Origin of the sequence: Bradyrhizobium sp. Ai1a-2, from assembly GCF_000426245.1 — a bacterium.
In the GTDB taxonomy this organism is placed as follows: domain Bacteria; phylum Pseudomonadota; class Alphaproteobacteria; order Rhizobiales; family Xanthobacteraceae; genus Bradyrhizobium.
The window spans coordinates 15004-37306 of record NZ_AUEZ01000077.1; the positions used below are offsets into that span (position 1 = coordinate 15004).

The 22303-nt window shown below is 63.5% G+C and carries 22 protein-coding genes and 1 pseudogene; 12 read left to right on the forward strand and 11 right to left on the reverse strand.

Annotated elements, in window-relative coordinates:
- Nucleotides 1-87: 87 nt before the first annotated feature.
- The 3 genes from K288_RS0134245 (at nucleotide 88) to K288_RS0134255 (ending at nucleotide 3001) form a co-directional block, all read left to right on the forward strand.
- On the forward strand, nucleotides 88-1824 hold the full coding sequence (locus K288_RS0134245; protein WP_027583598.1) for an ATP-binding protein: 1737 nt from the start codon (nucleotides 88-90) through the stop codon (nucleotides 1822-1824).
- Between the two features lie 85 nt (nucleotides 1825-1909).
- Nucleotides 1910-2488 (forward strand): peroxidase-related enzyme, encoded by a 579-nt coding sequence (locus K288_RS0134250; RefSeq protein WP_027583599.1) that lies wholly within the window; start codon nucleotides 1910-1912, stop codon nucleotides 2486-2488.
- Between the two features lie 21 nt (nucleotides 2489-2509).
- The gene (locus tag K288_RS0134255) at nucleotides 2510-3001 is read left to right on the forward strand and encodes an MgtC/SapB family protein (RefSeq protein WP_027583600.1); all 492 of its coding nucleotides are present in this window, start codon (nucleotides 2510-2512) and stop codon (nucleotides 2999-3001) included.
- A 99-nt stretch (nucleotides 3002-3100) separates the two neighbouring features.
- Here the strand turns inward: K288_RS0134255 and K288_RS0134260 are convergent, their stop codons facing one another.
- Nucleotides 3101-3727 (reverse strand): ParB-like protein, encoded by a 627-nt coding sequence (locus K288_RS0134260; RefSeq protein ID WP_027583601.1) that lies wholly within the window; start codon nucleotides 3725-3727, stop codon nucleotides 3101-3103.
- A gap of 295 nt (nucleotides 3728-4022) precedes the next feature.
- Between K288_RS0134260 and K288_RS0134265 the strand changes: the two genes are divergently transcribed.
- The 6 genes from K288_RS0134265 to K288_RS0134290 all read left to right on the forward strand — a co-directional run bounded on the left by K288_RS0134265 (nucleotide 4023) and on the right by K288_RS0134290 (nucleotide 8851).
- Complete coding sequence (locus K288_RS0134265; protein WP_027583602.1) at nucleotides 4023-4364, forward strand: hypothetical protein; 342 nt, start codon at nucleotides 4023-4025, stop codon at nucleotides 4362-4364.
- 195 nt (nucleotides 4365-4559) lie between these two features.
- Nucleotides 4560-4865 carry an acyl carrier protein gene (locus tag K288_RS0134270; RefSeq protein WP_027583603.1) on the forward strand — a complete coding sequence of 102 codons (306 nt, stop codon included), beginning with the start codon at nucleotides 4560-4562 and terminating at the stop codon, nucleotides 4863-4865.
- 11 nt (nucleotides 4866-4876) lie between these two features.
- Complete coding sequence (locus tag K288_RS0134275; protein WP_027583604.1) at nucleotides 4877-5350, forward strand: 3-hydroxyacyl-ACP dehydratase FabZ family protein; 474 nt, start codon at nucleotides 4877-4879, stop codon at nucleotides 5348-5350.
- Complete coding sequence (locus K288_RS0134280; protein WP_027583605.1) at nucleotides 5343-6530, forward strand: beta-ketoacyl-ACP synthase; 1188 nt, start codon at nucleotides 5343-5345, stop codon at nucleotides 6528-6530. The genes K288_RS0134275 and K288_RS0134280 overlap by 8 nt, the downstream gene beginning before the upstream one ends.
- A gap of 33 nt (nucleotides 6531-6563) precedes the next feature.
- The gene (locus K288_RS0134285; RefSeq protein ID WP_027583606.1) at nucleotides 6564-7841 is read left to right on the forward strand and encodes a beta-ketoacyl-ACP synthase; all 1278 of its coding nucleotides are present in this window, start codon (nucleotides 6564-6566) and stop codon (nucleotides 7839-7841) included.
- A 74-nt stretch (nucleotides 7842-7915) separates the two neighbouring features.
- Nucleotides 7916-8851: a lipid A biosynthesis lauroyl acyltransferase gene (locus K288_RS0134290; protein ID WP_027583607.1), complete on the forward strand. Its 936-nt coding sequence runs from the start codon at nucleotides 7916-7918 to the stop codon at nucleotides 8849-8851.
- Between the two features lie 117 nt (nucleotides 8852-8968).
- Here K288_RS0134290 and K288_RS0134295 read toward each other — a convergent pair whose 3' ends face one another.
- The 8 genes from K288_RS0134295 to K288_RS0134330 form a co-directional block, all read right to left on the reverse strand.
- Nucleotides 8969-10078 (reverse strand): polyamine ABC transporter substrate-binding protein, encoded by a 1110-nt coding sequence (locus tag K288_RS0134295; RefSeq protein ID WP_027583608.1) that lies wholly within the window; start codon nucleotides 10076-10078, stop codon nucleotides 8969-8971.
- Between the two features lie 4 nt (nucleotides 10079-10082).
- Complete coding sequence (locus K288_RS0134300) at nucleotides 10083-11252, reverse strand: aminotransferase (protein WP_027583609.1); 1170 nt, start codon at nucleotides 11250-11252, stop codon at nucleotides 10083-10085.
- A 7-nt stretch (nucleotides 11253-11259) separates the two neighbouring features.
- Entirely contained in the window at nucleotides 11260-11589 is a 330-nt protein-coding gene (locus K288_RS0134305; protein ID WP_027583610.1) for a rhodanese-like domain-containing protein, read from the reverse strand.
- Nucleotides 11590-11700: 111 nt separating this feature from the next.
- A complete protein-coding gene (locus K288_RS0134310; RefSeq protein WP_027583611.1) occupies nucleotides 11701-13626 on the reverse strand; it encodes a potassium transporter Kup in 1926 nt (641 codons plus the stop codon).
- A 147-nt stretch (nucleotides 13627-13773) separates the two neighbouring features.
- Nucleotides 13774-15672 carry a potassium transporter Kup gene (locus tag K288_RS0134315; protein ID WP_027583612.1) on the reverse strand — a complete coding sequence of 633 codons (1899 nt, stop codon included), beginning with the start codon at nucleotides 15670-15672 and terminating at the stop codon, nucleotides 13774-13776.
- 142 nt (nucleotides 15673-15814) lie between these two features.
- Entirely contained in the window at nucleotides 15815-16645 is an 831-nt protein-coding gene (locus tag K288_RS0134320; protein ID WP_027583613.1) for a flagellar motor protein MotB, read from the reverse strand.
- Between the two features lie 34 nt (nucleotides 16646-16679).
- A complete protein-coding gene (locus K288_RS0134325; RefSeq protein ID WP_027583614.1) occupies nucleotides 16680-17453 on the reverse strand; it encodes a MotA/TolQ/ExbB proton channel family protein in 774 nt (257 codons plus the stop codon).
- Between the two features lie 205 nt (nucleotides 17454-17658).
- Nucleotides 17659-18489: an SDR family NAD(P)-dependent oxidoreductase gene (locus tag K288_RS0134330; RefSeq protein WP_027583615.1), complete on the reverse strand. Its 831-nt coding sequence runs from the start codon at nucleotides 18487-18489 to the stop codon at nucleotides 17659-17661.
- Here K288_RS0134330 and K288_RS55050 point away from each other — a divergent pair.
- Both K288_RS55050 and K288_RS0134340 read left to right on the forward strand, forming a co-directional pair.
- Entirely contained in the window at nucleotides 18461-19039 is a 579-nt protein-coding gene (locus tag K288_RS55050; protein WP_244443362.1) for a hypothetical protein, read from the forward strand. The genes K288_RS0134330 and K288_RS55050 overlap by 29 nt on opposite strands.
- A gap of 206 nt (nucleotides 19040-19245) precedes the next feature.
- Entirely contained in the window at nucleotides 19246-19872 is a 627-nt protein-coding gene (locus tag K288_RS0134340; RefSeq protein WP_027583617.1) for a TerC family protein, read from the forward strand.
- Nucleotides 19873-19970: 98 nt separating this feature from the next.
- Here the strand turns inward: K288_RS0134340 and K288_RS0134345 are convergent, their stop codons facing one another.
- Both K288_RS0134345 and pssA read right to left on the reverse strand, forming a co-directional pair.
- Complete coding sequence (locus K288_RS0134345; RefSeq protein ID WP_027583618.1) at nucleotides 19971-20690, reverse strand: RraA family protein; 720 nt, start codon at nucleotides 20688-20690, stop codon at nucleotides 19971-19973.
- Nucleotides 20691-20982: 292 nt separating this feature from the next.
- The gene (gene pssA / locus K288_RS0134350; RefSeq protein WP_027583619.1) at nucleotides 20983-21864 is read right to left on the reverse strand and encodes a CDP-diacylglycerol--serine O-phosphatidyltransferase; all 882 of its coding nucleotides are present in this window, start codon (nucleotides 21862-21864) and stop codon (nucleotides 20983-20985) included.
- Between the two features lie 227 nt (nucleotides 21865-22091).
- Between pssA and K288_RS0134355 the strand changes: the two are divergent.
- Nucleotides 22092-22303, forward strand: a pseudogene (locus tag K288_RS0134355) (IS110 family transposase); the annotation flags it as partial.

Here is a 22303-nt window from a genome sequence, read left to right on the forward strand (position 1 = left end):
GAAGCAGCTTCGGCTTAACCCTTTGTCCAGCCCCGCTTCCCATATTGAGAGCCCAGCTCAATTTGCCAATATCCCGGGTCCGGAACTGTGACATCCTTTGGACGTGTGATTTCGGTGCGCGGCTCGCAAGCCCGCGTCGGACTTCTGGCAACCAGCCAGATGCCGTTTTCGGAAGTGCGCGCGACCGTCGGCCGCTTCGTCAGCATCCGGAGCGCGTCTTCCGTGATCGTCGCCATGATCACGGAGGTGAGTTGCGAGGACTTGCCGACCTCAGACAATTATATCGCCACCGCTTCCGTCGACCTGCTCGGCGAAATTCTCGGCGGCGAACGTCCCAAATTCCAGCGCGGCGTCACCAACTACCCGACCATCGGCGACACGGTCGACCTGATCAACGCACAGGAGCTGCGCACGATCTATGCGCCGAGCGGCTCGGACCAGATCAATGTCGGCACCCTGCAGCAGGACCGTTCGGTCACCGCGTATGTCGATATCGAGGAAATGCTGTCCAAGCACTTCGCCGTGCTCGGTTCGACCGGCGTCGGCAAGTCCACCGGCGTGTCGCTGCTCCTCAACGAGATCCTGAAGTCGCGACCGAACCTGCGCATCTTCCTGCTCGACGTGCACAACGAATACGGCCGCTGCTTCGGCGAGCGCGCCCAGGTGCTGAACCCGCGCAACCTGAAACTGCCGTTCTGGCTGTTCAACTTCGAAGAGATCGTCGACGTGCTGTTCGGCGGCCGCCCCGGTGTGCCGGAAGAACTCGACATCCTTGCCGAAGTCATTCCGATGGCGAAGGGCATCTACACCCAGTACCAGAATGCCGACCGCATCGGCCTGAAGCGCGTCGATCCCAAGCAGGTCGGCTACACCGTCGACACGCCGGTGCCCTATCGTCTGGTCGACCTGATCGCGCTGATCGACGAGCGCATGGGCAAGCTCGAGAACCGCTCCTCGCGCATCATCTATCACAAGCTGATTTCGCGCATCGAGACCGTCCGCAACGATCCGCGCTACGCCTTCATGTTCGACAACGCCAATGTCGGCGGCGACACCATGGCGGAGGTCATCAGCCACCTGTTTCGCCTGCCCGCCAACGGCAAGCCGATGACGGTGATGCAACTCGCGGGCTTCCCGGCCGAGGTCATCGATTCCGTCGTGAGCGTGCTGTGCCGGATGGCATTCGATTTCGGGCTGTGGAGCGACGGAGTCTCGCCGCTATTGTTCGTCTGCGAGGAGGCGCACCGCTACGCCTCCGCCGACCGCAATATCGGCTTCGGCCCGACCCGCAAGGCGGTCTCCCGTATCGCCAAGGAAGGCCGCAAATACGGCGTCTATCTCGGCCTCGTCACCCAGCGCCCGGCTGAGCTCGATGCCACCATCATCTCCCAGTGCAACACGCTGTTCACGATGCGGCTCGCCAACGACCGCGACCAGGCGCTGCTGCGCTCGGCGGTTTCCGACGCTGCGGCCAACCTGTTGTCGTTCGTGCCCTCGCTCGGCACCCGCGAGGTGCTGGCGTTCGGCGAAGGCGTGGCGCTGCCGACCCGACTGCGCTTCAAGGAGGTGCCGCCGCATCAGCTTCCGCGCAGCGAAGCCACCATCGCGACCGTGCCGTCGATTGCCGCCGGCCACGACATGCACTTTGTCTCGGCCGTCCTGGAACGCTGGCGCGGCGCCACCTCGCACCGCGACGTGCCGAACGACCCCGCCATCAACGAGCGGCCCGCGGCACGCACCACGACGCTGGATGCCCCGATGCTGCAGCCGTCGATGGGGCTCGATCCCGATCGCTTCTCGCTCCTGAAGAAGCCGCTGCGCTGAGCGTCTTGCGGCCGGGCGCTTGCGCTCGCGCCGTCATCGACTATGGTTCCGGCCAAGCCTTACCGCCTAGAGCCGGAACCTGCCCATGACCGAGCCGATCGCAACACGCTTTCCCGTACCTCCCCTCGACAAACTGCCCGAGGATATCCGCGAACGTATCCTCGCCGTGCAGGAGAAATCAGGCTTCGTGCCGAACGTCTTTCTGGCATTCGCCTATCGCCCCGACGAGTTTCGCGCCTTCTTTGCCTATCACGACGCATTGATGGAGAAGGACAGCGGCCTCTCCAAGGCCGAGCGGGAAATGATCGTGGTGGCAACGAGCGCCGCCCACCAGTGCCACTACTGCGTGATCGCGCATGGCGCGATCCTGCGCATCCGCGCCAAGGATCCGCTGATCGCCGATCAGATCTCCGTCAACTATCGCAAGGCAGACATCACGCCGCGCCAACGCGCGATGCTCGATTTCGCGATGAAGGTGAGCCGCGAGGCGAGCACGATCTCGGAAGCCGATTTCAGCGCGCTCAAAGCGCACGGGTTCAGCGACGACGACATCTGGGACATCGCTGCGGTCGCCGCCTTCTTTGCGCTGTCGAACCGGATGGCGAATTTCACCGCGATGCGCCCGAACCACGAGTTCTACATGATGGGACGGCTGCCGAAATAGCGGACCGCCGAGGTACCCCGCGTGCTTGAATGGAGCGACATCATCCTGCGTCTTGGCGTCGCCACGTTCGCGGGCGGCCTGATCGGCCTCAATCGCGACCTGCAGGGCAAGCCAATCGGCTTGAAGACGCTTGGCATTGTCGGGCTGTCCACCGCGACGGTCGTGGTGGTCGCGGTGCAATTCACCGAGACCGCCAGGATCACCGATGCGACAAGCCGTGTGATTCAGGGCATTCTGACCGGCATCGGCTTTCTCGGCGCCGGTGTCATCGTCCACGAGAGCGAGCCCTTCCGCGTCCGTGGATTGACAAGCGCAGCCTGCGCTTTTCTGGCAGCCTGCATCGGCATCGTAGCCGGTGCCGGAGAGTGGCGGATCGTTGCGACAGCCATGGCGATCGCGCTCGTGCTCTTGACGGTCGGCCGCCGCACCGAGCGCTTCCTCCATCGCACACTGGGCGGCAGCGACGATCCCGGCGAACACGGCACGCCACCGCAGTCGCCGACAGGCCGCTAGAGCATTTTCGGTCCTGATTGAATCAGAACCGAAGCTCTAGATTCTTGTTTTGACGTGTTTTCTTCACGCGAACCGGTATCCACTTCGCTCGAAAACGCTCTAATCATCCGAGGCGGGTCCGCACCATCCCGGCAGATAGATCGCATCCTTGCTTTTCGCCGCCGCGAGCGCCTTCTCCATCGCCGTATCGAAATCAGCGTCCACAAGTTTGCGCGCGACCTTGCGGCGCAGGAAATCCGCCCACAGGAACTCACTGAACGGCGTGGTATCCTTGGCAAAGCCGCCGGCACGGCGCAGTTCGCCGGCGAGGCTGCGGAACGGATCGTCCTTCAGGTCGACTACCGATTTCGGCAGATCGCGAAAATGCCTGCGATCGCCCTTGGCGTCATAGGGATAGACCCAGCGCTTGTTGTCCATCACGCCCCAGAACGCATCGCGGTCGACCATGGTGAGATCGCCGATCACGGTGACCAGCACATCCTTGACGCCCTCATCGTGCAGCGCGCGGGCGAGATGGTGATGGTCGACGACGTAGTGGCGCTCATCGGGCCCGAGCACCACCGGGATCATGTGCTGGCCGAGCATCTCGGCGCGCTTCTTCGCTGACTTGTGCTCGCGCCAACGCTTGCGCTTCTCCTTCACCTCCCTCATGCCCACCGTCATCTGAGTCGGGCGCAGGGACATGATCGTAACCGGCTTGAGAATCGGCTCGCGCGTATTTGCCATGGTTCAACTCCCTATTGCTGCCGACGGACCATCGAGAGCTGGTTCCACTATGGCACGGCGCCACCAGGGATTGAATTCCTTGGTCTCCCATCTCGACGAGCTGTGAACGGAGGATCCTCAACGACGCGCGCGAGGGTGCATCGCACACATCGCCGCGATGCCTTGCGCCATCGCCCCTCCATCAGTTCCATGGAATGCCGCGGGAGATCATGTTGCGAGAGCGTGCACCAATATTTTACGTGAGAAGCGCGCACGGCGTGCTAAATAGCATCACAACTTCTGCGGACGGACGGCAGTGAAAACCCAGCGGCCTATCAGCTCGGACGGCGAGCACGTGGTGCTCAAATTCCGGCCGCGCACCTCCGCTCATCCGCCGGCCCACCACGAACAGCCACGTGAGGCCGGAAAGTCCGGGCAGGTCGCCCGCGACCTCTCGCGGTACGAACGCCCCCGCGAAGAGCCCGATGACTTCCGCCAGCGCATGCTGGCCAATATCGCAGCCTTCGCTTTCACGGTGGCGCTGACCGCGATCGGCATCTGGCTGGCCGTGAGCATCGCCGATCTGCGCAAAACCCAGGATTGTGTCCTGATGGGCCGGCGCGATTGCGCGCGGATTTCGGTGATACCTCGGGGCTAGTGCGGGAACCGTAGCCGGTATCTGTTGCCCAACAAGGCGGCTCCACAGGCAAAGCCAAGCTCCATTGAACTCGCGGCCCCGCTCCGATATACGGGCATTCGAGTCCGCCCGGGGGAACAGGGCATTCCGGGACAACACAGCCCGCCGCTTCCCGATCGTCCCGGAATTTATCGCCAATATATCAAAGGCTTAGTGATGTCTTCCACATTCGAGCAGATCGCCAACATTATCGCCGAGACCTGCGATATCCCGCGCGACACGATCAAGCCGGAAAGCCATGCCATCGACGATCTGGGGATCGACAGCCTCGACTTCCTCGACATTGCCTTTGCGATCGACAAGGCGTTCGGGATCAAGATGCCGCTCGAGAAGTGGACCCAGGAAGTCAACGACGGCAAGGCCACCACCGAGCAGTACTTCGTGCTGAAGAACCTCGCTGACCGCATCGACGAATTGGTCGCGGCCAAGAACGCAGGCACGGGCACGGCGTCGGGCTCGTAACCGAGCACCCCATGCAGCTCGAATATTTCCAACTCATCGATCGCATCGTTGATCTCAACATCGGCGACAAGACGATTGTGGTGGAGGCTGACGTTCCGCGGACCAACACGATCTTCGAAGGCCATTTCCCGGGCTACCCGATCATGCCGGGCGTGCTCCTGACGGAAGCGATGGCGCAGTCGTCCGGCTGGCTCCTGCTCGGCCTGATGAAGTTCGAGCGGATGCCCTTTCTGGCGATGATCAAGGAAGCCAAGATGCGTGGCTTCGTGAACCCGGGCGAGGTGCTGACGATCGAGGCCAAGGTCGAGCACGAAGGTTCGGGCTTCGCGGTGACGTCGGCCAAGGTCCGGGTAGGCAAGGAATTGAAATGCAGCGCCGACTTGACGTTTCGCCACATCCCCTTCCCCCATCCCGACCTGCGCGTGCACATGGACGCGATGGCCAAGAAGATCGGCTTTCCGCAGCAGGCGTTGACGCATGACTGAGCGGAAGGAAGTCTGGATCACCGGGATCGGCATCCTGTCGTCGCTCGGCGAAGGGCTGGATGCGCATTGGGATGCGCTCAACGCCAAGCGCATCAACGTCGACGACAAGCGGTTTGCGCCCTACATCGTCCATCCGCTTGCCCCCGTCAGCTTCGACGCGCAGATCCCGAAAAAGGGCGACCAGCGCCAGATGGAAGCCTGGCAGCGCATCGGCACCTACGCCGCAGGGATGGCGCTGGATTCGGCCGGCGTGAAAGGCAATCAGGAAATCCTGTCCCGCATGGACATGATCGTCGCGGCCGGCGGCGGCGAGCGCGACCTCGCGGTCGATACGGCGATCCTGAACGCCGACGCGCACGGCAATTTCAGCCCGGGCTTCCTCAACGAGCGCCTGATGAGCGAGCTGCGCCCGACGCTGTTCCTGGCGCAGCTCTCCAACCTGCTCGCGGGCAATATCGCCATCGTTCATGGTGTCCGCGGCACCTCGCGCACTTTCATGGGCGAGGAAGCCTCCAGCATCGACGCGGCGCGGATTGCGCTGGCGCGCATCGAGGCCGGCCAGAGCGACGTTGCCCTCGTCGGCGGCGCCTACAATGGCGAACGTCTCGACCTGCTCGTCCTTTTTGAATTCGGGGACTTCAACCTGACCGGCGAGTTCGCCCCGGTCTGGGCCCGCGAGAACAACAGCGGATTCGCGCTTGGCTCGGCCGGCGCGTTCCTGGTGCTGGAATCCCGCGAGCATGCCGAGGCGCGCGGCGCCAAGCCTTACGCCAAGCTCTCCAAGGTGGTCGCCGACCTCGCACAGCGCAGGCAACCGGGCGCGGTGACGAAGTCGCTGGAGACGCTGTGGTCGAAACTCGATGTCGACGACGATGTCGGCGTGGTCGTCACCGGCGCCACCGGCGCCGAGCCCGTCACATCGGAGGAGCGCGCGTTCCTGCGCCAGCACCAGGGCCTCGCCGTGCGCGCCACCGGAACGATGTTCGGCCACACCGTGGAAGCCCAATTCCCGCTCGGCGTTGCCCTGGCGGCGCTCTCGGTCTCGCGGGGCGCGCTGTTTCCGCCGAACGATCCGACCGGGCTTGAGGTTGAAAAGTCCGATCCGCCGACCCAGATTGTAGTGATGGGAACCGGTCACTGGCAGGGCGAAGGGATGGCCCTGGTTGAGGCCGTCAAGTAGGGCGCATTCGCGCGCAGCATCGACGGGGGAAGCATGGCGACACCACGCGATAAATTTGGCAGGCCGATCGTTGTCGTGACCGGCATGGGCATCGTCACGTCGCTCGGCGCCGGCAAGACGGACAACTGGGCCAAGCTCGTCGCCGGCGAATCCGGGATCAAGACGGTCACCCGTTTCCCGATCGAGGGCCTCAGGACCACGATGGCGGGAACGATCGACTTCATCGCCGTCGATCCCTTCACCTCGACCAGCCTTTCCGAGCGCATCGCCGAAATCGCCACCGACGAGGCGCTGGCGCAATCCGGCATCGGCAGCAAGGGCGACTTTCCAGGCCCCCTCTTCCTCGCGGTGGCGCCGGTCGAGACCGAGTGGCCGCAGCGGCTCGAGCTCGGGCGCCTGATCGACAAGAAGGATTTCGATTACTACGACATGCTGCGTGCGAGCGGCGGTGGCAGGTTCGCCCCCTATCATGATCGCTTCATGTTCGGGTCGGTCGCGAAATACCTCGCCGAGAACTTTGGCACCAAGGGTTCGCCGATCTCGCTGTCGACCGCCTGCGCCTCCGGCGCAACGGCGATCCAGCTCGGCGTGGAGGCAATCCGCCGCGGCGAGGCGGACGCGGCGCTGTGCGTTGCGACCGACGGCTCGGTGAATCCGGAAGCCGTTGTCCGCTTCTCCCTGCTCTCGGCACTGTCGACGCAGAACGATCCGCCGCAGGGTGCCTCGAAGCCGTTCTCCAAGAACCGCGACGGCTTCGTGATGGCCGAAGGCGCCGGCGCGCTGGTGCTGGAGAGCTATGAAGCAGCCACCGCGCGCGGCGCGACGATCCTGGGTGTCGTCGCCGGCTGCGGCGAACTGACTGATTCGTTCCACCGCACCCGCTCGAGCCCGGACGGCAAGCCGATCATCGGCTGCATGCGCAAGACGCTGGCCGATGCCGGAATGGAGCCGGAGCAGATCGACCACATCAACGCGCACGGGACGGCGACGCCCGAGAACGACAAGATGGAATATCATACGACCTCGGCGGTCTTCGGCGAACAGATCTCGAAGATTCCGGTGTCGTCGAACAAGTCGATGGTCGGCCACACGATCTCCGCGGCCGGTGCAGTCGAGGCGGTATTCTCGCTGCTCACGCTTGAGCATCAGCGGATCCCGCCGACCATCAACTATGACGTGCCCGATCCGACCATTCATTTCGACGTGGTCGGCAACAAAGCGCGCGACGCCCGCGTCACTGCCGTGATGTCCAACTCGTTCGGCTTTGGCGGGCAGAACGCCTCGTTGATCCTGACGCGCGAGCCGGCCTAGAGCATGATCCGACGAACTGGTCTCCGGCTTTCTGACGAGATCATGCTCGACCAAACGCCGCGCCGCCTGTCGCGATGAACCGCCTGCAGCTCTTTCGAGCCCGCGCGCGCCTTCGCAACGCCGTCAAGCCCGTGGGCGATGCGGCGGTGGGCGCGGCGACGATCGCGCTGTTGCGCACCACGCGCTGCTTCGATCCGTTCAAGACCGCCGATTTCTTCGGGCGCGCCGCGCATTTCATCGGTCGCAGGCTGCGTGAGGACCGAATCGGTCGCGAGAATCTGAAGGCCGCGTTTCCGGAAAAGTCGCCCGAGGAGATCGAAAAGATTCTGGCCGGCGTCTGGGACAATCTCGGCCGCATCGGCGCCGAATTCGCCCATCTCGACCATATCTGGGACTACGACCGCGACCATCCCGAAAACAGCCGCATCGAACTGTCGCCGCGGACCATGGAGCTGTTTGACCAGGTCAGGGACGACGGCAAGCCGGCGCTGATCTTTGCCGCCCATCTCGGCAATTGGGAATTGCCGGCGCTGGCCGCGGTCGCGCACCGGCTCGATACTGCGATCCTGTTCCGACGGCCGAACAGCGAAGCCGCGGACCGCGCGATCGAGAAAATCCGCAAGATCAAGATGGGCACGCTGATCCCCGCCGGCCGCGGCGCGCCGCTCCGGCTCGCGCAGGCGCTGCAGGACGGCCAGCACGTCGCCATGCTGGTCGACCAATATCTGACCAACGGTGTCGATGTCACCTTCTTCGGCCGCAAGACCAAGGCCAACCCGATGCTCGCGCGTCTCCGGCGCCAGGTCGAATGCCCGATCCACGGCGCCCGCATCATCCGGCTGCCCAATAATCGCTTCCGCGGCGAACTGTCGGAGGAAGTGAAGCCGGTGTTCGATGCGTCCGGAGAGATCGACATCCAGGGCACGATGCAGGCCGTCACCAACGTGATCGAATGCTGGGTGCGCGAATATCCGGAGCAGTGGTTGTGGCTGCACCGCCGCTGGCGGTGAGCCGACCGTTGCCTCAGCGCGTCATTGCGAGCGTAAGCGAATCAATCCATTGCGCCACTTGCGGAGAGATGGATTGCTTCGTCGCTTGGCTCTTCGCAATGACGGCGAAAGCGAGCCTCACTTTCCCGTCTTCACCCTGGTCCACAGCCGGTTGATGATCCGCTGGGTTGCCGGGTCGCGCGCGGTGATGACGAACAGTTTCTTCTGGGTCGCTTCGTCCGGGTAGATGTTCTTGTCGTCGAGGATCTTGGGATCGATCAGCTTCTGGCTGGCGAGGTTGCCATTGGCGTAGGTCAGGAAGTTCGAATTCTTCGCCGCGACGTCCGGCCGATAGAGGTAGTTGATCAGCTCAAGGGCCTCGGCGACGTTCTTGGCGTCCGCAGGGATCGCGAGATTGTCGAAGAACATCTGCGCGCCCTCTTTCGGGATGGTGTAGCCGATTTCGACGCCGTTCCTGGCTTCGACCGCGCGGCTGCGCGCCTGCATGATGTCGCCCGACCAGCCCACCACCAAGCAGATCTCGCCGGAGGCAAGCGCGCTCAGATATTCCGAGGAATGAAACTTGCGAACATAAGGCCGTACCTTGCTGACGAGGTCCGCGGCCTTTTCCAGATCGGCCTGCTTGGTGGAGTTCGGATCGATGCCGAGATAATTCAGCGCCGCCGGCAGGATGTCATCGGCGGAATCCAGCATATGGATGCCGCAATCCTTGAACTTCGCAAGATTCTCCGGCTTGAAGACCATGTCCCAGCTATCGATCCTGGCGTCGGGGCCGAGAATCTTCTGCGCTATCTGGACATTGTAGCCGATGCCGGTGGTGCCCCACATGTAATTGGCGGCGTAGTTGTTGCCGGGATCGTAGGTCGCGAGTTCGTTGGTCACCACGGGCCAGGCATTGGCGAGGTTCGGCAGTTTCGACTTGTCGAGCTTGAGGAAGACCTTTGCGGTGATCTGGCGCTGCAGGAAATAGCCGGTCGGCACCACGACGTCGTAGCCGGACTTGCCCGCGAGCAGCCGCGTTTCCAGCGTCTCGTTGGCGTCGAAGGTGTCGTAAGTCACCCTGATGCCGGTCTCCTTGGTGAAGTCCTCCAGCACCCCCGGCGCCATATAGTTCGACCAATTGTAGAAATTGACCGTGCGCTCCTCGGCGCGGGCGGATGGAGAGACGAGCAGAGCCGCGGCCAGGAGGGCAGCGAAACGAATCGGATGGCGCCCCTGCTCGTGCATCTCTCTACCTCTTTCGACGGTGCACCGCGTCCGACAGACGTTCGAGCGCAGTGTCGAGGGTGGCGTCCTGCTTTGCAAAGCAAAAACGTACGACCGAGGTCACCGGGTCCTTTTCATAGAAAGCCGAGACGGGGATCGCGGCCACCTTGTAGTCGGTCACGATGCGCCGGCAGAACGCCTCGTCGGTCTCGTTGAGCCCGAGCGGCGACAGGTCGACGGTGAGGAAATAGGTGCCCTGCGATTTCAGGACGGGAAAGCCGAGGCTCTCGAGTCCCTTTGTCAGCCGGTCCCTGCTCCGCGCCAGATCCTTGCGCATGTCGTGAAAATACGCGTCCTCCTTACCGAGGCCATAGGCCACCGCCGCCTGCAGATTGGGCGCCGTGGTGAAGGTGAGGAACTGATGCACCTTGGCGGCAACCCGCAGGAGCGGCGGTGCCGCGCAGACGAAACCGATCTTCCAGCCGGTGAGCGAGAAGATCTTGCCGGCACTGCCGACCTTGATGGTGCGGTCGCGCATGCCCGGCAGCGTGATCAGCGGGATGTGCTCGCGGCCATCGAAGATCACGTGCTCCCAGACCTCGTCGCAGATCGCGACCACGTCGAACTCCTGGCAGAACCGCGCCAGAAGCTCGAGGTCTTCGCGCGGATAGACCACGGCGGATGGATTGAGCGGATTGTTGAACAGCACCGCCTTGGTCTTGTGATTGAAGACGCTCCGCAGCATCTCCTCGTTCAGCCGCCAATGCGGCGGCTCCAGCCGCAACAGGCGCGGAATGCCTCCGGCCTGACGGATGATCGGCAGATAGGAATCGTACACCGGCTGGAAGACGACCACTTCATCGCCCGGCTCGACCATGGCCAGGATCGATGACGTCAGCGCTTCGGTGCCGCCCGAGGTCACCATGACTTCCGTCATGGGATCGAGGTTGAGCCCGTGCCAGCGGCCGTAATGGGTCGCGATCGCCTGCCTGAGCTCGGGGATGCCCATCATCGACGGGTACTGGTTGTAGCCGTTGACGGAGGCGTCCGCCGCCGCGCGACGGATGTCCTCCGGACCAGGATCGTCCGGAAAGCCCTGGCCGAGATTGATGGCGTTGTTGTCGCGCGCGAGCTGCGACATCGCTTCGAAAATGGTGACAGGAAGGTCCGCGAAGACCTTGTTCATGGAAGTCATGGAAACGTCAGCCGCCCGTCTTGGTCGGCAATCCGGCGGCCTTCCAGGCCAAGATGCCCCCCGCCAGATGCTTGTCGTAGGACAGCCCCGCCGACTGCGCCGCGAGCGAAGCCGTCACCGAGCGCTTGCCCGAGCGGCAGGCGAACACGACCTCTTTCCCCTGGGGATCGGGAATCTCGTCCGGATCAAACGTCGACAGCGGCACCACGGCGCTATCAGGATAGGCCTCGGCAGCGACCTCGTTGGGCTCGCGGACGTCGACCAGGAGATAGCGTCCGTCAGCTATTCCCTTCGACACCTCCTGAGGCGTTAGATCATGCACCTTGTGGTCGGCCACGCGCGTTCTCCAGATTATTCATGGGCTCAGACAGCCCCCCATTTCGGGCGCAAAGTCGCCTCTTGCGCAGGGAAAATCAAGCACCGCAAACAGGTTAGGACCGGCAAAAAGCTAGATCGTGACCTGCGTTCCGACCTCGACGACGCGGCCGGTCGGGATCTGGAAATAGTCGGTGGCGTCGTTGGAGCTGCGGCTCAGGGCGATGAACAGATGGTCCTGCCAGCGCGGCATGCCGGAATGCGCGGCCGGCTTGAGCGACCGCCGCGACAGGAAGAACGAGGTCGACATGATGTCGAACTGCCAGCCGAGCTTGCGGGCGATCGCCAGCGTCTTCGGCACGTTCGGCGATTCCATGAAACCGAAGCGCAGCGTCACCTTGGAGAAGGTTGGGCTGACCTGCTCCATCCGCACCCGCTCGGACGGGTCGATCCGCGGCGTCGGCGCGGTCTCGATGGTGAGAATGACATTCTTCTCATGCAGTACTTTGTAGTGCTTTAGACTATGCATGAGCGCAGTTGGCGCGCTGGCCGGATCGCTGGTCAGGAACACCGCCGTGCCGGAGACGCGCTGTGGCGGCCGCTTCTCCAGCATTGCGACGAGGTCGGCGAGCGGGAATTCCAGCTTGCGCGACTTCTCGAACAGCAGCCGGCTGCCGCGCCGCCATGTGTACATCAGCAGCATCACGGCGCCGCCGAGCGCGAGCGGCACCCAGCCGCCCTCCAGCACCTTCAGCAGGTTTGCCGTGAGAAAGGTGAAGTCGAGAAACAGGAAGGGCGCGATCAGCGCGGCGGCGGCGATCGGCGACCATCGCCAGACTTTCCACACCACGACAAAGCCCATCATGCCGGTGACCACCATGGTGCCGGTGACCGCGATGCCATAAGCCGCGGCCAGCGCGCTGGAGGAGCGGAACATCAGCACCAGCAACAACACCGCGATGAGCAACATCCGGTTGATGCGGGGAATGAAGATCTGCCCGGAATGGGCTTCCGAGGTGTGGCGGATCTCGAAGCGCGGCAGCAGCCCGAGCTGGATTGCCTGCCGCGTCAGCGAATAGGTGCCGGTGATGACGGCCTGGCTGGCAATGACCGTCGCGATGGTGGCGAGCACGACCATCGGGATCAGCGCCCAATCCGGGAACATCAGGAAGAACGGATTCTCGATCGCCTTGGGATCGACGATGACGAGGGCGGCCTGCCCCATATAGTTCAGCGCCAGCGCCGGCAGCACGATGAACAGCCAGGCGAACTGGATCGGCCGTTTGCCGAAGTGCCCGAGATCGGCATAGAGCGCTTCCGCGCCGGTGACGGCGAGAAACACCGCACCGAGGGTGACGAATCCGATCACGCCGTGATGGAGCATGAAGGAGACCGCGTAGAGCGGATTGAACGCCAACAGCACCTCGGGATGCTTGGTGATCGGCGGCACAGCCGCGATCGCCAGGACCACGAACCAGACACACATGATCGGTCCGAACCACGCAGCGACCCGCGCCGTGCCGTGCGACTGCACGGCAAACAGCACTACCAGGATCAGCGCGGTGACCGGCACGACATAGTGTTCGAAGGTCGCGGTCACGAGCTTGATGCCTTCGATCGCCGACAGCACCGACAGCGCCGGTGTGATCACCGCATCGCCGTAGAACAAGGCGCCGCTGATGATACCGAGCAGCACGACCACGCCGGCGCCCTTGGTAACGGCGCGTTGGGCCAGCGCCATCAGCGCCAGCGTTCCGCCCTCGCCGTGGTTATCGGCGCGCAGCAGGATCACCACATATTTGAGCGTGACGACGACGATCAGCGCCCACAGGATCAGGGAGAGCACGCCGAGCACAGCCTGCGTCGTGGCGACGCCACTGTGCTCGCTTGCCGCCACAACGGCTTCGCGCAGCGCGTAGAGCGGGCTGGTGCCGATGTCTCCATAGACGACGCCGATGCTGCCAAGCGTCAGCGCCCCGAACCCCGCCGTGGAATGCGCCTCTCCATGTCCACTGGCCGCGGGCGTTTCCGCCGCGGTGACCGCACTCTCGGACGACATGGGAGGGAGCCTCTATTGTTCACTGCACAATGAAACAGCGCGGGAGGCCTATATCCCCGCTCGAATGCATAGGTTAGGCGAGAAACGGGCTACCGCCATGCATTTTACACATAGGTCAATGCTTAACCAGCCACAATCGTGCGCGGGTCAAATAGTTACTTGAGTGCCGACCTCAACCACCCGCCCCGTCGGAATCTGAAAATAGTCGGTGGCGTCGTTGGCAGAGCGGCTCATGGCGATGAACAGGTGATCCTGCCACAGCGGCATGCCCGACTGCGCCGCGGGCTTGAGCGAACGCCGCGACACGAAGAATGACGTCGCCATGATGTCGAACTGCCAGCCGAGCTTGCGGGCGATGACCAGCGCCTTCGGGACATTCGGTGATTCCATGAAGCCGAACCTGAGGCGCACCTTGGAGAACTTGTCGCTGACCTGTTCCATGTGAACGCGTTCGGAGACATCGACGCGCGGCGTCTGCGCGGTCTCGATGGTCAGGATGACATTGTGCTCGTGTAGCACCTTGTTGTGTTTGAGATTGTGCAGCAGCGCGGTCGGCACGAAGCCGGGATCGCTGGTGAGGAAGACCGCGGTGCCCTTGACGATATGCGGCGGCCGCTTCTCCAGGCTCTTGATCAGGTCATCGAGCGGCACCTCGATGCGCCGGGTTTTGGCGATCAGGATGGCCGCACCGCGCCGCCAGGTCCAGATCATGGCCGCCATCGCAATGCCGAACAGAAGCGGCACCCAGGCGCCTTCGAACAGTTTCAGCAGATTGGCGCTCAGGAAGGTCATGTCGACAACCACGAGCGGTACAATCACTGCGGCCGCGGTCGCCACGCGCCAGTTCCACAGTTTCCAGATCACGACAAAGCCCATGATGCCGTCGGCGACCATGGTGGTGGAGACGGCGATGCCGTAGGCCGAAGCCAGTCCGCTCGAGGTGTGGAACATCAGCACGAGCAAGAGGACGCCGAGCAGCAGCAAGCGGTTGACGCGCGGCAGATAGATCTGCCCGGCATGCGACTCCGAGGTGTACCGAACCTCGAAGCGCGGCAACAGGCCGAGCTGCACCGCCTGGCGGACCAGCGAATAGGCGCCGGTGATCACGGCCTGGCTCGCGATGACCGTGGCCGCCGTGGCAAGCACCACCAGCGGCAGCAGCAGGAAGTCGGGAACCATCCGGTAGAAGGAGTTCTCGATCGCGGACGGATCAGAAAGCACCAGCGCCCCCTGCCCGAAATAATTGAGCAGAAGCGAGGGCAGCACGAAGAACAGCCAGCCGGACTGGATGGGCTTACGGCCGAAATGGCCGAGATCGGCATAGAGTGCCTCGCCGCCGGTGACAGCCAGGAACACCGCGCCCAATGTCACCAAGCCGATGGTGCCATGGGTGAGCAGGAACTGCAGCCCATAATAGGGATTGATCGCCGCCAGTACCGACGGGTCATCCCTGATGTGGACGACCCCCATCACAGCGAGCGTGGCGAACCAGACCACCATCACAGGCCCGAAGGCGGACGCAACCCGCGCGGTGCCGATGCGCTGGACCGAGAACAGTACGACCAGGATGAAGATCGTGACAGGCACCACGTAGTGTTGGAGTGCCGGCGTCGCGAGCTTGAGCCCTTCGACCGCCGACAAGACCGAAATCGCCGGCGTGATCATGGAATCGCCGATGAACATCGAGGCGCCGACCACGCCGAGCGCCAGCAACAGCCAGCTTCTCCGCCCCAGCGCGCGCTGCCCCAGCGCCATCAGCGAGAGCGTGCCGCCCTCGCCGTTGTTGTCGGCGCGCAGGAGCAGCAACACGTATTTCGAGGTGACGACGATGAACAGCGCCCACAGGATCAGCGAGAGCACACCGAGGACGATGATTCGCGATACCGGCTGCCCATGCGTGGCGCCCGCGACTGCCTCGCGGAACGCATAGAGCGGCGAAGTGCCGATATCGCCGAACACCACGCCGATACTGCCCAGCGTCAGGGCCCAGAAGTTGGACGTGACCGGCCCGTCTTGGACCTCGCTGGATGAGACGCTGACAGCCATGGCGGGGGAGAACGCCCTATCTGCTAGTTTGATCCGGCGCGGCTATCCACGCTTCCGCGTTCCCTGTCAACGGTTGCAGCGGCCGCGACAAACGCGTAACGGCAGCGAGGCTGGACAGGCGGCAGATTGTAAATTCAGCAGATTACGGCTTCAAGCCGGGTGGCAGCGGCGGATTCTCACGCATCAGGGTGATGGTGACGCGACGGTTTGCCGCGAGCGAGGGATCGTCCGGAAACAACGGCTGGCTATCGGCCTTGCCCGACACCGCGAAGATATGCGACGGCGGCAGCCCTTCGCGCTCGAGGATCTGGCGCACCGCGTTGGCACGATCCGCCGACAGGTCGAACGCACCGTAGTCGCTGCGCGCCGGCACGAAACCGGCGGCGGTGTGGCCGACGATGGATACGCGCAGCGGCGTTGCCTTGAGCGGCCCGGCGAGCTTCTGGATCAGCCGCCGCGTGCGGTCGTAGGGGACCTTGGAGCCATCGGCGAACATCGAGCGGCCGTCCTGGTCGACGATCTCCAGGTTGAGGCCCTCCTTGGTCTCCTCGAACATGATGTGCTTGGACATCTCGGTCAATTCCGGCATGTCCTGCAGCGCCTGCCGGAGCGAAGCAGACGCGAGCGCGAAGGCGCGGTCGGTATGCAGCTTGGCGCCGTTCTCCTGGTTGCGCTCCTTCTCGTCGGGCGTCGGCCGGTCCGAGGTCTCCTCCGGCGAGATATGCTCGACGTTCTTCAACTTCGGCCGCGTCGGCAGGCCGTCGGATTCGATGATGCCGGAATAGCGCACATTGGTCTGCGAACCGAAGGCGTCGCGCATCGAGCCTGCGACGATCTTCAGCTTGTTGTTGTCCATGCTGGAGAAGGCGACGAGCATCACGAAGAAGCTCATCATCAGCCCCATCAGGTCGGCGAAGGTCACGAACCAGCCGTGCCCTCCGGTATGTGCATCGCCGCGCTTTTTCTTGGCCATCGCGTGAAGCTCCGGACCGCTGCCAGACCGAAGGTCAGGCCGGGACCGGTTCGCCCTCTCCTTCGCGGTGCTTTTCCGGCAAGTAGGCGAGCAGCATTTCGCGAACCAGCGCCGGGCTCTTCGAATCGCGAATCATCAGGATGCCGTCGATGATCAGCGTGCGGTTGGTCTCCTCGTCCAGCAACTTGCCGTGCAGCTTGTCGGCGATCGGCAGGCAGAACAGGTTCGCAACCAGTGCGCCATAGAGCGTTGCCAACAGCGCGGTCGCCATGAACGGACCAAGCTTGGAGGGATCGGTCATGTTGGCGAACATCTGCACCATACCGATCAGCGTGCCGATCATGCCGAAGGCCGGCGCGCAGTCGCCGATCGCGCGGTAGATCTTGCTGCCCTCGTCGAGATGCATCAGGAAATTGTCGCGGTCGCGCTCGAGATTGTCGCGGATGAATTCGAGGTCATAACCGTCGGCGACATAACGGACTCCCTTGGCCAGGAAGGGCTCGTTGGTCTCGACCTTTTCCAGTCCGACCGGGCCCTGCTTGCGGGCGATCTCGGCGATCCGGGCGAGTTCGTCGACCAGGTCGCGGGCCGACAGCCGGCTCATGGTGAAGGCGAATTTGGCGCCAAGCGGCAGCCCATGCAGGATTGCGCCCAACGGAAAGCGGATCATCGTGGCCGCGATCGATCCGCCGAAAATGATGATCATCGCATGTTCGGAGATGAACATGTGCAGGTCGCCGCCCATAAGCATCATCACTGAAATGACGATGATGCCCGCCAAGAGCCCGGCGCCCGTCATAATATCCATGGGAAACTCCAACGCGTACGCAATACACCGCCTGTCCTGGACGGTGCACGACCCAACCCCGGACCGCGCCGGAAAACCCTACGTGGCCGCCATTAAAGACGCGTAAAGGTTAAGCCGAGGAGGAACCCGTAAAATCCCGAGTGGCCGGATAGAGGTTGAGCGCGGCGCCGGTCTCAACCTTTCGCTAACCATAATCGTCGGCGACTTAGCGAAGGGCCTCGAGTCCCGCCAGTTCGAGACTGAGCGCGCGCAGCCGTCTCCGCGCCGACGCGTCATAGGCCTGCGGATTGGCCCTCGCCTCGTTCATGCCGTTGAAGAACAGCCCGCTCTCATCGGCGACATCATCGCCCGACACCAGATGCAGGATCGCTTGGCCGCCCTGCTCGACGGTGGAGATTGGGGTAACACCGCCGGCGCGCACCATCGTGGTGTTCATGTAGGTCGCCGGGTGCAGCGAGTTCGCGGTGACATCAGAGCCTTTCAGCTCTTGCGCGAGATCGATCGTGAACATGATCTGCGCAAGCTTGCTCTGGGCGTAGGCGCGCGAGCCGCTGTAGTTCTTCGTGATCATCACGTCGTCGAAGTCGATCGGATGCTGGCCGAGCGAGGCGACGTTGACGATCCGCGATGGCGCGCTCGCCTTCAACAGCGGCAGCAACAGACGCGCAAGCAGGAAGCCGGCGAGGTAATTCACGGCAAAGCGCAGCTCGTGGCCGTCCTTGCTGGTCTGTCGCCCGGGTCCCTCGTTCTGCGAGCCGATCCCGGCATTGCTGACGAAGACGTCGAGCCGCTTGTGGTTCGCGAGCACGGCCTCCGCAAGCTTCCGCGTCTCGGCAAGCGAGGACAGGTCGGCCTGGTAGAAAACTGGTTCGCGGCCCCCTGCCCCCTTGATCTCTTCGATCAGCGCTGCTGCGCGCATTTTGTCGCGCCCATGCACCAGGACGTTGGCGCCGGCGATGGCGAGCCGGGTCGCAACATAGCGGCCGACGCCGTCGGTGGATCCGGTGATGAACACTGTCCTATCACGCATTTCCATCGCGCACCTTCCGTCCCTGCACCAATGGGTTCCGCATGGCGGTCCGGAGCACAACTACACCCGTCTGCGGCGCTGCGCCACGGGTCAGAAACCTCCCACGCGCAAATGCGTTTTGGTATTGATTGCCACCGGTGGCGGTGCCCGCCATCGGCTACTGCGCCGCCGCTATCGGGCGTGCGTTCATTCAGGGGAACAGATGTTGGCCTCCAGTTCAAACTGGATCATGCGAAATGCTCCTTCGCTGGAGCCTCTCGGTCTGTTCGCGCTGTTCGGCGCCCTGACAGTGTTCCCTGCCATCCTGATGATCCGCGTGCTTGAACCCGAGCTCGTGCTGCCCGCATTCAGCATCCTGCTGTTCGCCGAGGCAGCGGTCGCCGTCATCGTCGCGCGGCTGATCCGGAACCAGGAAAACTCGGGGAAAGTCACGTGGTGGGATTTTGCCGGTGCATTCACCTTCATGGGGTGTGCGGCGGCAATTTTTGGCGAACCGGACCAGGCGGCACTGTTCTTCGAGGAAGAAGCCGTCGCGCGTTCGAGTTCGCGACCTTGAGTACTTAAGTAGAGCGTACCAGGCCGGGCCCCTCTGGCAGCCGACAGGCTGCGATGTCGGACTGGAGTAAGTTGGAGTGGCCCTGCTTTGATCTGCGACATTGGATCGCGGGACGTATCGGTGAATTCCTCGCCGACGTTGCGCGTCGCCATCAAGCCAGCATCGAGTCCGGGGTCACTCTCCATACCAGAAGGGGAGCATGACCCGTGTCCGAATTTCTTGGCTTTGAATTCCTCACTGCGCTGTTGCAGGTCGTTCTGATCGACCTGGTGCTCGCCGGCGACAATGCCGTCGTGATCGGCCTCGCCGCAGCCGGCCTGCCCGAGAAGCAACGCAGCAAGGCGATCCTGATCGGCATCCTGGCCGCGACCGGTCTGCGCATTCTCTTCGCCGTCGTGGCGACGCAGATCATGCAGATCGTCGGTCTCCTGCTCGCCGGCGGAATCCTGCTGTTGTGGGTTTGCTGGAAAATGTGGCGCGAACTGCGCGCCGCCGCGAAGGAAGAGGCCGACGCAGAGTTCGGTGGCGCGTCCGCAAACGGGGTACCGCGGAAGACTCTCTTCCAGGCCACGACGCAGATCATTGTCGCCGACGTCTCGATGTCGCTCGACAACGTCCTGGCTGTCGCGGGGGCCGCCCGCGAGCACCCGACCGTGCTGATTTTCGGCCTGATCCTCTCCATCGCATTGATGGGCGCAGCCGCGACCTTCATCGCGCGGCTGCTGCAGAAGCATCGCTGGATCGCCTATGTCGGGCTAGCCGTCATCCTCTATGTCGCCATCGACATGGTCATTCGCGGCGCCCACGACGTCGCCAAGGTCGCGCCGATATGACGACGAAGTTCTAGATTCTTGTTTTGACGCGTTTTCTTCGCGCGAACCGGTGTCCACCCTCGGATCAAGTCCGAGGGCATGCTTCGCTCGAAAACGCTCTAGTGGATCTCGGCCGAGCGCTTCAGCGCCTCCTTCAGCTTCTCGAGCGAGAAGTCCGGGCTGCGCGCGATCTCGAGGATCGGAGTCTCGCGACGCCCGCACAGTTCGGCCGCATCCGGCAGCTTCGCGGCGACATCGATCGGGATCACGATCGCGCCGTGGCTGTCGGCATGGATAAGATCATCGGAGCGCACGGTCATGCCGGCAACCCGCACCTCGCCGCCGAAGCTCTCGGCATGCACCCAGGCGTGCGACGGGCCGATCGATCCGGCCAGCGCCTGGAAACCCGGCGCCCATTGCGGGATGTCGCGGATCGAGCCGTCGGTGACCACGCCGAGACAGCCGAGCGCCTTGTGCACGTTGCTCTGCACCTCACCCCAGAACGCGCCATAGCCGACATCGGCGCCGTCGATATCCTGGATCACGGCGATGCGCGGACCAAAGCCGGTGCCGACATATTCGTAATATTCGATGCGGCGCTTGGCCTGCTCGGCCGCCGGCAGCCCGGATTGAAGGACGGAACGGATCGTCACCGTGCGGGCGTAACCGACGATCGGCGGCAGGTCCGGGAACGGACAGACCAGCGGCTTGGTCGTGTAGCCGATCAACCGCCGTTCCGGCGCGACGATCTCCATCGCGTTGCAGATCGTCGGCGTGTCATAGCGCGCCAAGGCTTCGAGCACGGACGCGGGCAGCGGGGCGGTGACGGCTTTGTTCACGGCGTTTCTCCTGGCAAGTGGACGCTTCTTGGCGAGACGATCTTGATCGATGCCTATAGCCGAGATCGGCCGTGAACCCAACCAACCTTCCGCTCATGGCTGATATTTGAGACCAGAGCGTGATGCGGCTGGGTTGACTTACCTCCCCCGCTTGCGGGGGAGGTCGCTGCGCTCGGAGAGCGCGGCGGGTGAGGGCTCTCTCCACACGGATAGTCCCATCGTGGAGGCACCCTCACCCCAGCCCTCTCCCGCAAGCGGGAGAGGGAGCGCAACATCCGTCGCGGATACAGATTCAATTGAGCCGGGCCGGACGATCGTCCCGGTCGGCGTCGGTGACGCCCGGATAGCCCGGCGGCGGAGCCGGCGACGTCGCAGCTTCAGCCGGCACAGCCTCCTGCGCCTCCACTGCGCGAGCTTGGTCGCGATACGTCTTCCAGCCCCATGGCAGGCTGATCAGGTAGATCACCGAGCCTACGGAGAGGATGTGCCAGGGATAGCTGATCAACAGCGCGATGAAGAGCACCACCGAGACGATCACCGGCAGCAGCATTTCCGGCGGCACGCGCATACGCATCGTCTTGCCGGAAAACACCGGCAGGCGCGATACCATCAGGAACGCGATCAGGAGCGTATAGAAGGCCGTCAGCACGGCCGGCGGCGAGGTGACGCCCAGGAACGCCAGATAGACCGGCAGCAGCACCGTGATGGCGCCAGCCGGCGCCGGTACGCCGGTGAAATAGTTTGCCGCGAACGCCGGCTTGCTCGGATCGTCGATCGAGGCGTTGAAGCGGGCGAGCCGCAGCCCGCCGCTGATCGCAAACACCATGGCGGCGATCCAGCCGCCATTGCCCAGTTCGTGCAGTTGCCAGAAATAGAGGATCAGGCCCGGTGCAACGCCGAAATTGACGAAATCCGCAAGGCTGTCGAGCTCGGCACCGAATTTCGACTGGCCCTTCATCAGGCGCGCAACGCGACCGTCGATGCCGTCGAGCGCTGCGGCAAACACGATCGCGGCGACCGCGAGCTCCATCCGCCCTTCGGTCGACAGGCGTATCGCGGTCAGGCCGGCGCAGATCGCAAGCAGCGTGATGACATTGGGCACCAGCAACCGCACCGGAATCTGGCGAAACCGCCGGCGGCGCAGTTCCGGATGTTTGGAATCGATCGGCATCATGGCTCGCAACTATATAGCAAGCCCGGCTCCCCTCCGCCATTGCGGCGGCAAGGGGCCGCAACTGGCGGTGCCGATGGTTAATCGGCCCGGTACGTCCACATGGGGTAATCGCAGGAGCGAGTTGCCCGAAAACCAATCAGAGACTTGGAGGGCGGCTGTTCCCCGATAGGATGGAAATACGGGCTCACGACTGGTCGCCGGGCCCAAGCATCGAATGGAGAACAGCCATGGACGAGTATATCGGTCTTGACGTGTCGATGAAAGAGACGGCAGTCTCGATCCGTCGAGCAGGTGAACGGATCTGGCGCGGCAAGTGCGCATCAGATCCGAGGATCATCGCCGAACTCATCCGCAAGCGGGCGCCGGCCGTGAAACGAGTGGTTTTTGAAACCGGACCGCTGTCGGTATGGTTCTATCATTCTCTCCGCACTGAGGGATT

Coding starts and splice junctions, on each gene's coding strand:
- K288_RS55050 (WP_244443362.1), top strand. CDS start 18,461: ATGAACACTGTCCTATCACGCATTTCCATCGCGCACCTTCCGTCCCTG.
- pssA (WP_027583619.1), bottom strand. CDS start 21,864: ATGATGCCGATCGATTCCAAACATCCGGAACTGCGCCGCCGGCGGTTT.
- K288_RS0134285 (WP_027583606.1), top strand. CDS start 6,564: ATGGCGACACCACGCGATAAATTTGGCAGGCCGATCGTTGTCGTGACC.
- K288_RS0134295 (WP_027583608.1), bottom strand. CDS start 10,078: ATGCACGAGCAGGGGCGCCATCCGATTCGTTTCGCTGCCCTCCTGGCC.
- K288_RS0134270 (WP_027583603.1), top strand. CDS start 4,560: ATGTCTTCCACATTCGAGCAGATCGCCAACATTATCGCCGAGACCTGC.
- K288_RS0134310 (WP_027583611.1), bottom strand. CDS start 13,626: ATGTCGTCCGAGAGTGCGGTCACCGCGGCGGAAACGCCCGCGGCCAGT.
- K288_RS0134315 (WP_027583612.1), bottom strand. CDS start 15,672: ATGGCTGTCAGCGTCTCATCCAGCGAGGTCCAAGACGGGCCGGTCACG.
- K288_RS0134325 (WP_027583614.1), bottom strand. CDS start 17,453: ATGGATATTATGACGGGCGCCGGGCTCTTGGCGGGCATCATCGTCATT.
- K288_RS0134260 (WP_027583601.1), bottom strand. CDS start 3,727: ATGGCAAATACGCGCGAGCCGATTCTCAAGCCGGTTACGATCATGTCC.
- K288_RS0134300 (WP_027583609.1), bottom strand. CDS start 11,252: ATGACTTCCATGAACAAGGTCTTCGCGGACCTTCCTGTCACCATTTTC.
- K288_RS0134280 (WP_027583605.1), top strand. CDS start 5,343: ATGACTGAGCGGAAGGAAGTCTGGATCACCGGGATCGGCATCCTGTCG.
- K288_RS0134250 (WP_027583599.1), top strand. CDS start 1,910: ATGACCGAGCCGATCGCAACACGCTTTCCCGTACCTCCCCTCGACAAA.
- K288_RS0134275 (WP_027583604.1), top strand. CDS start 4,877: ATGCAGCTCGAATATTTCCAACTCATCGATCGCATCGTTGATCTCAAC.
- K288_RS0134320 (WP_027583613.1), bottom strand. CDS start 16,645: ATGGCCAAGAAAAAGCGCGGCGATGCACATACCGGAGGGCACGGCTGG.
- K288_RS0134290 (WP_027583607.1), top strand. CDS start 7,916: ATGAACCGCCTGCAGCTCTTTCGAGCCCGCGCGCGCCTTCGCAACGCC.
- K288_RS0134330 (WP_027583615.1), bottom strand. CDS start 18,489: ATGGAAATGCGTGATAGGACAGTGTTCATCACCGGATCCACCGACGGC.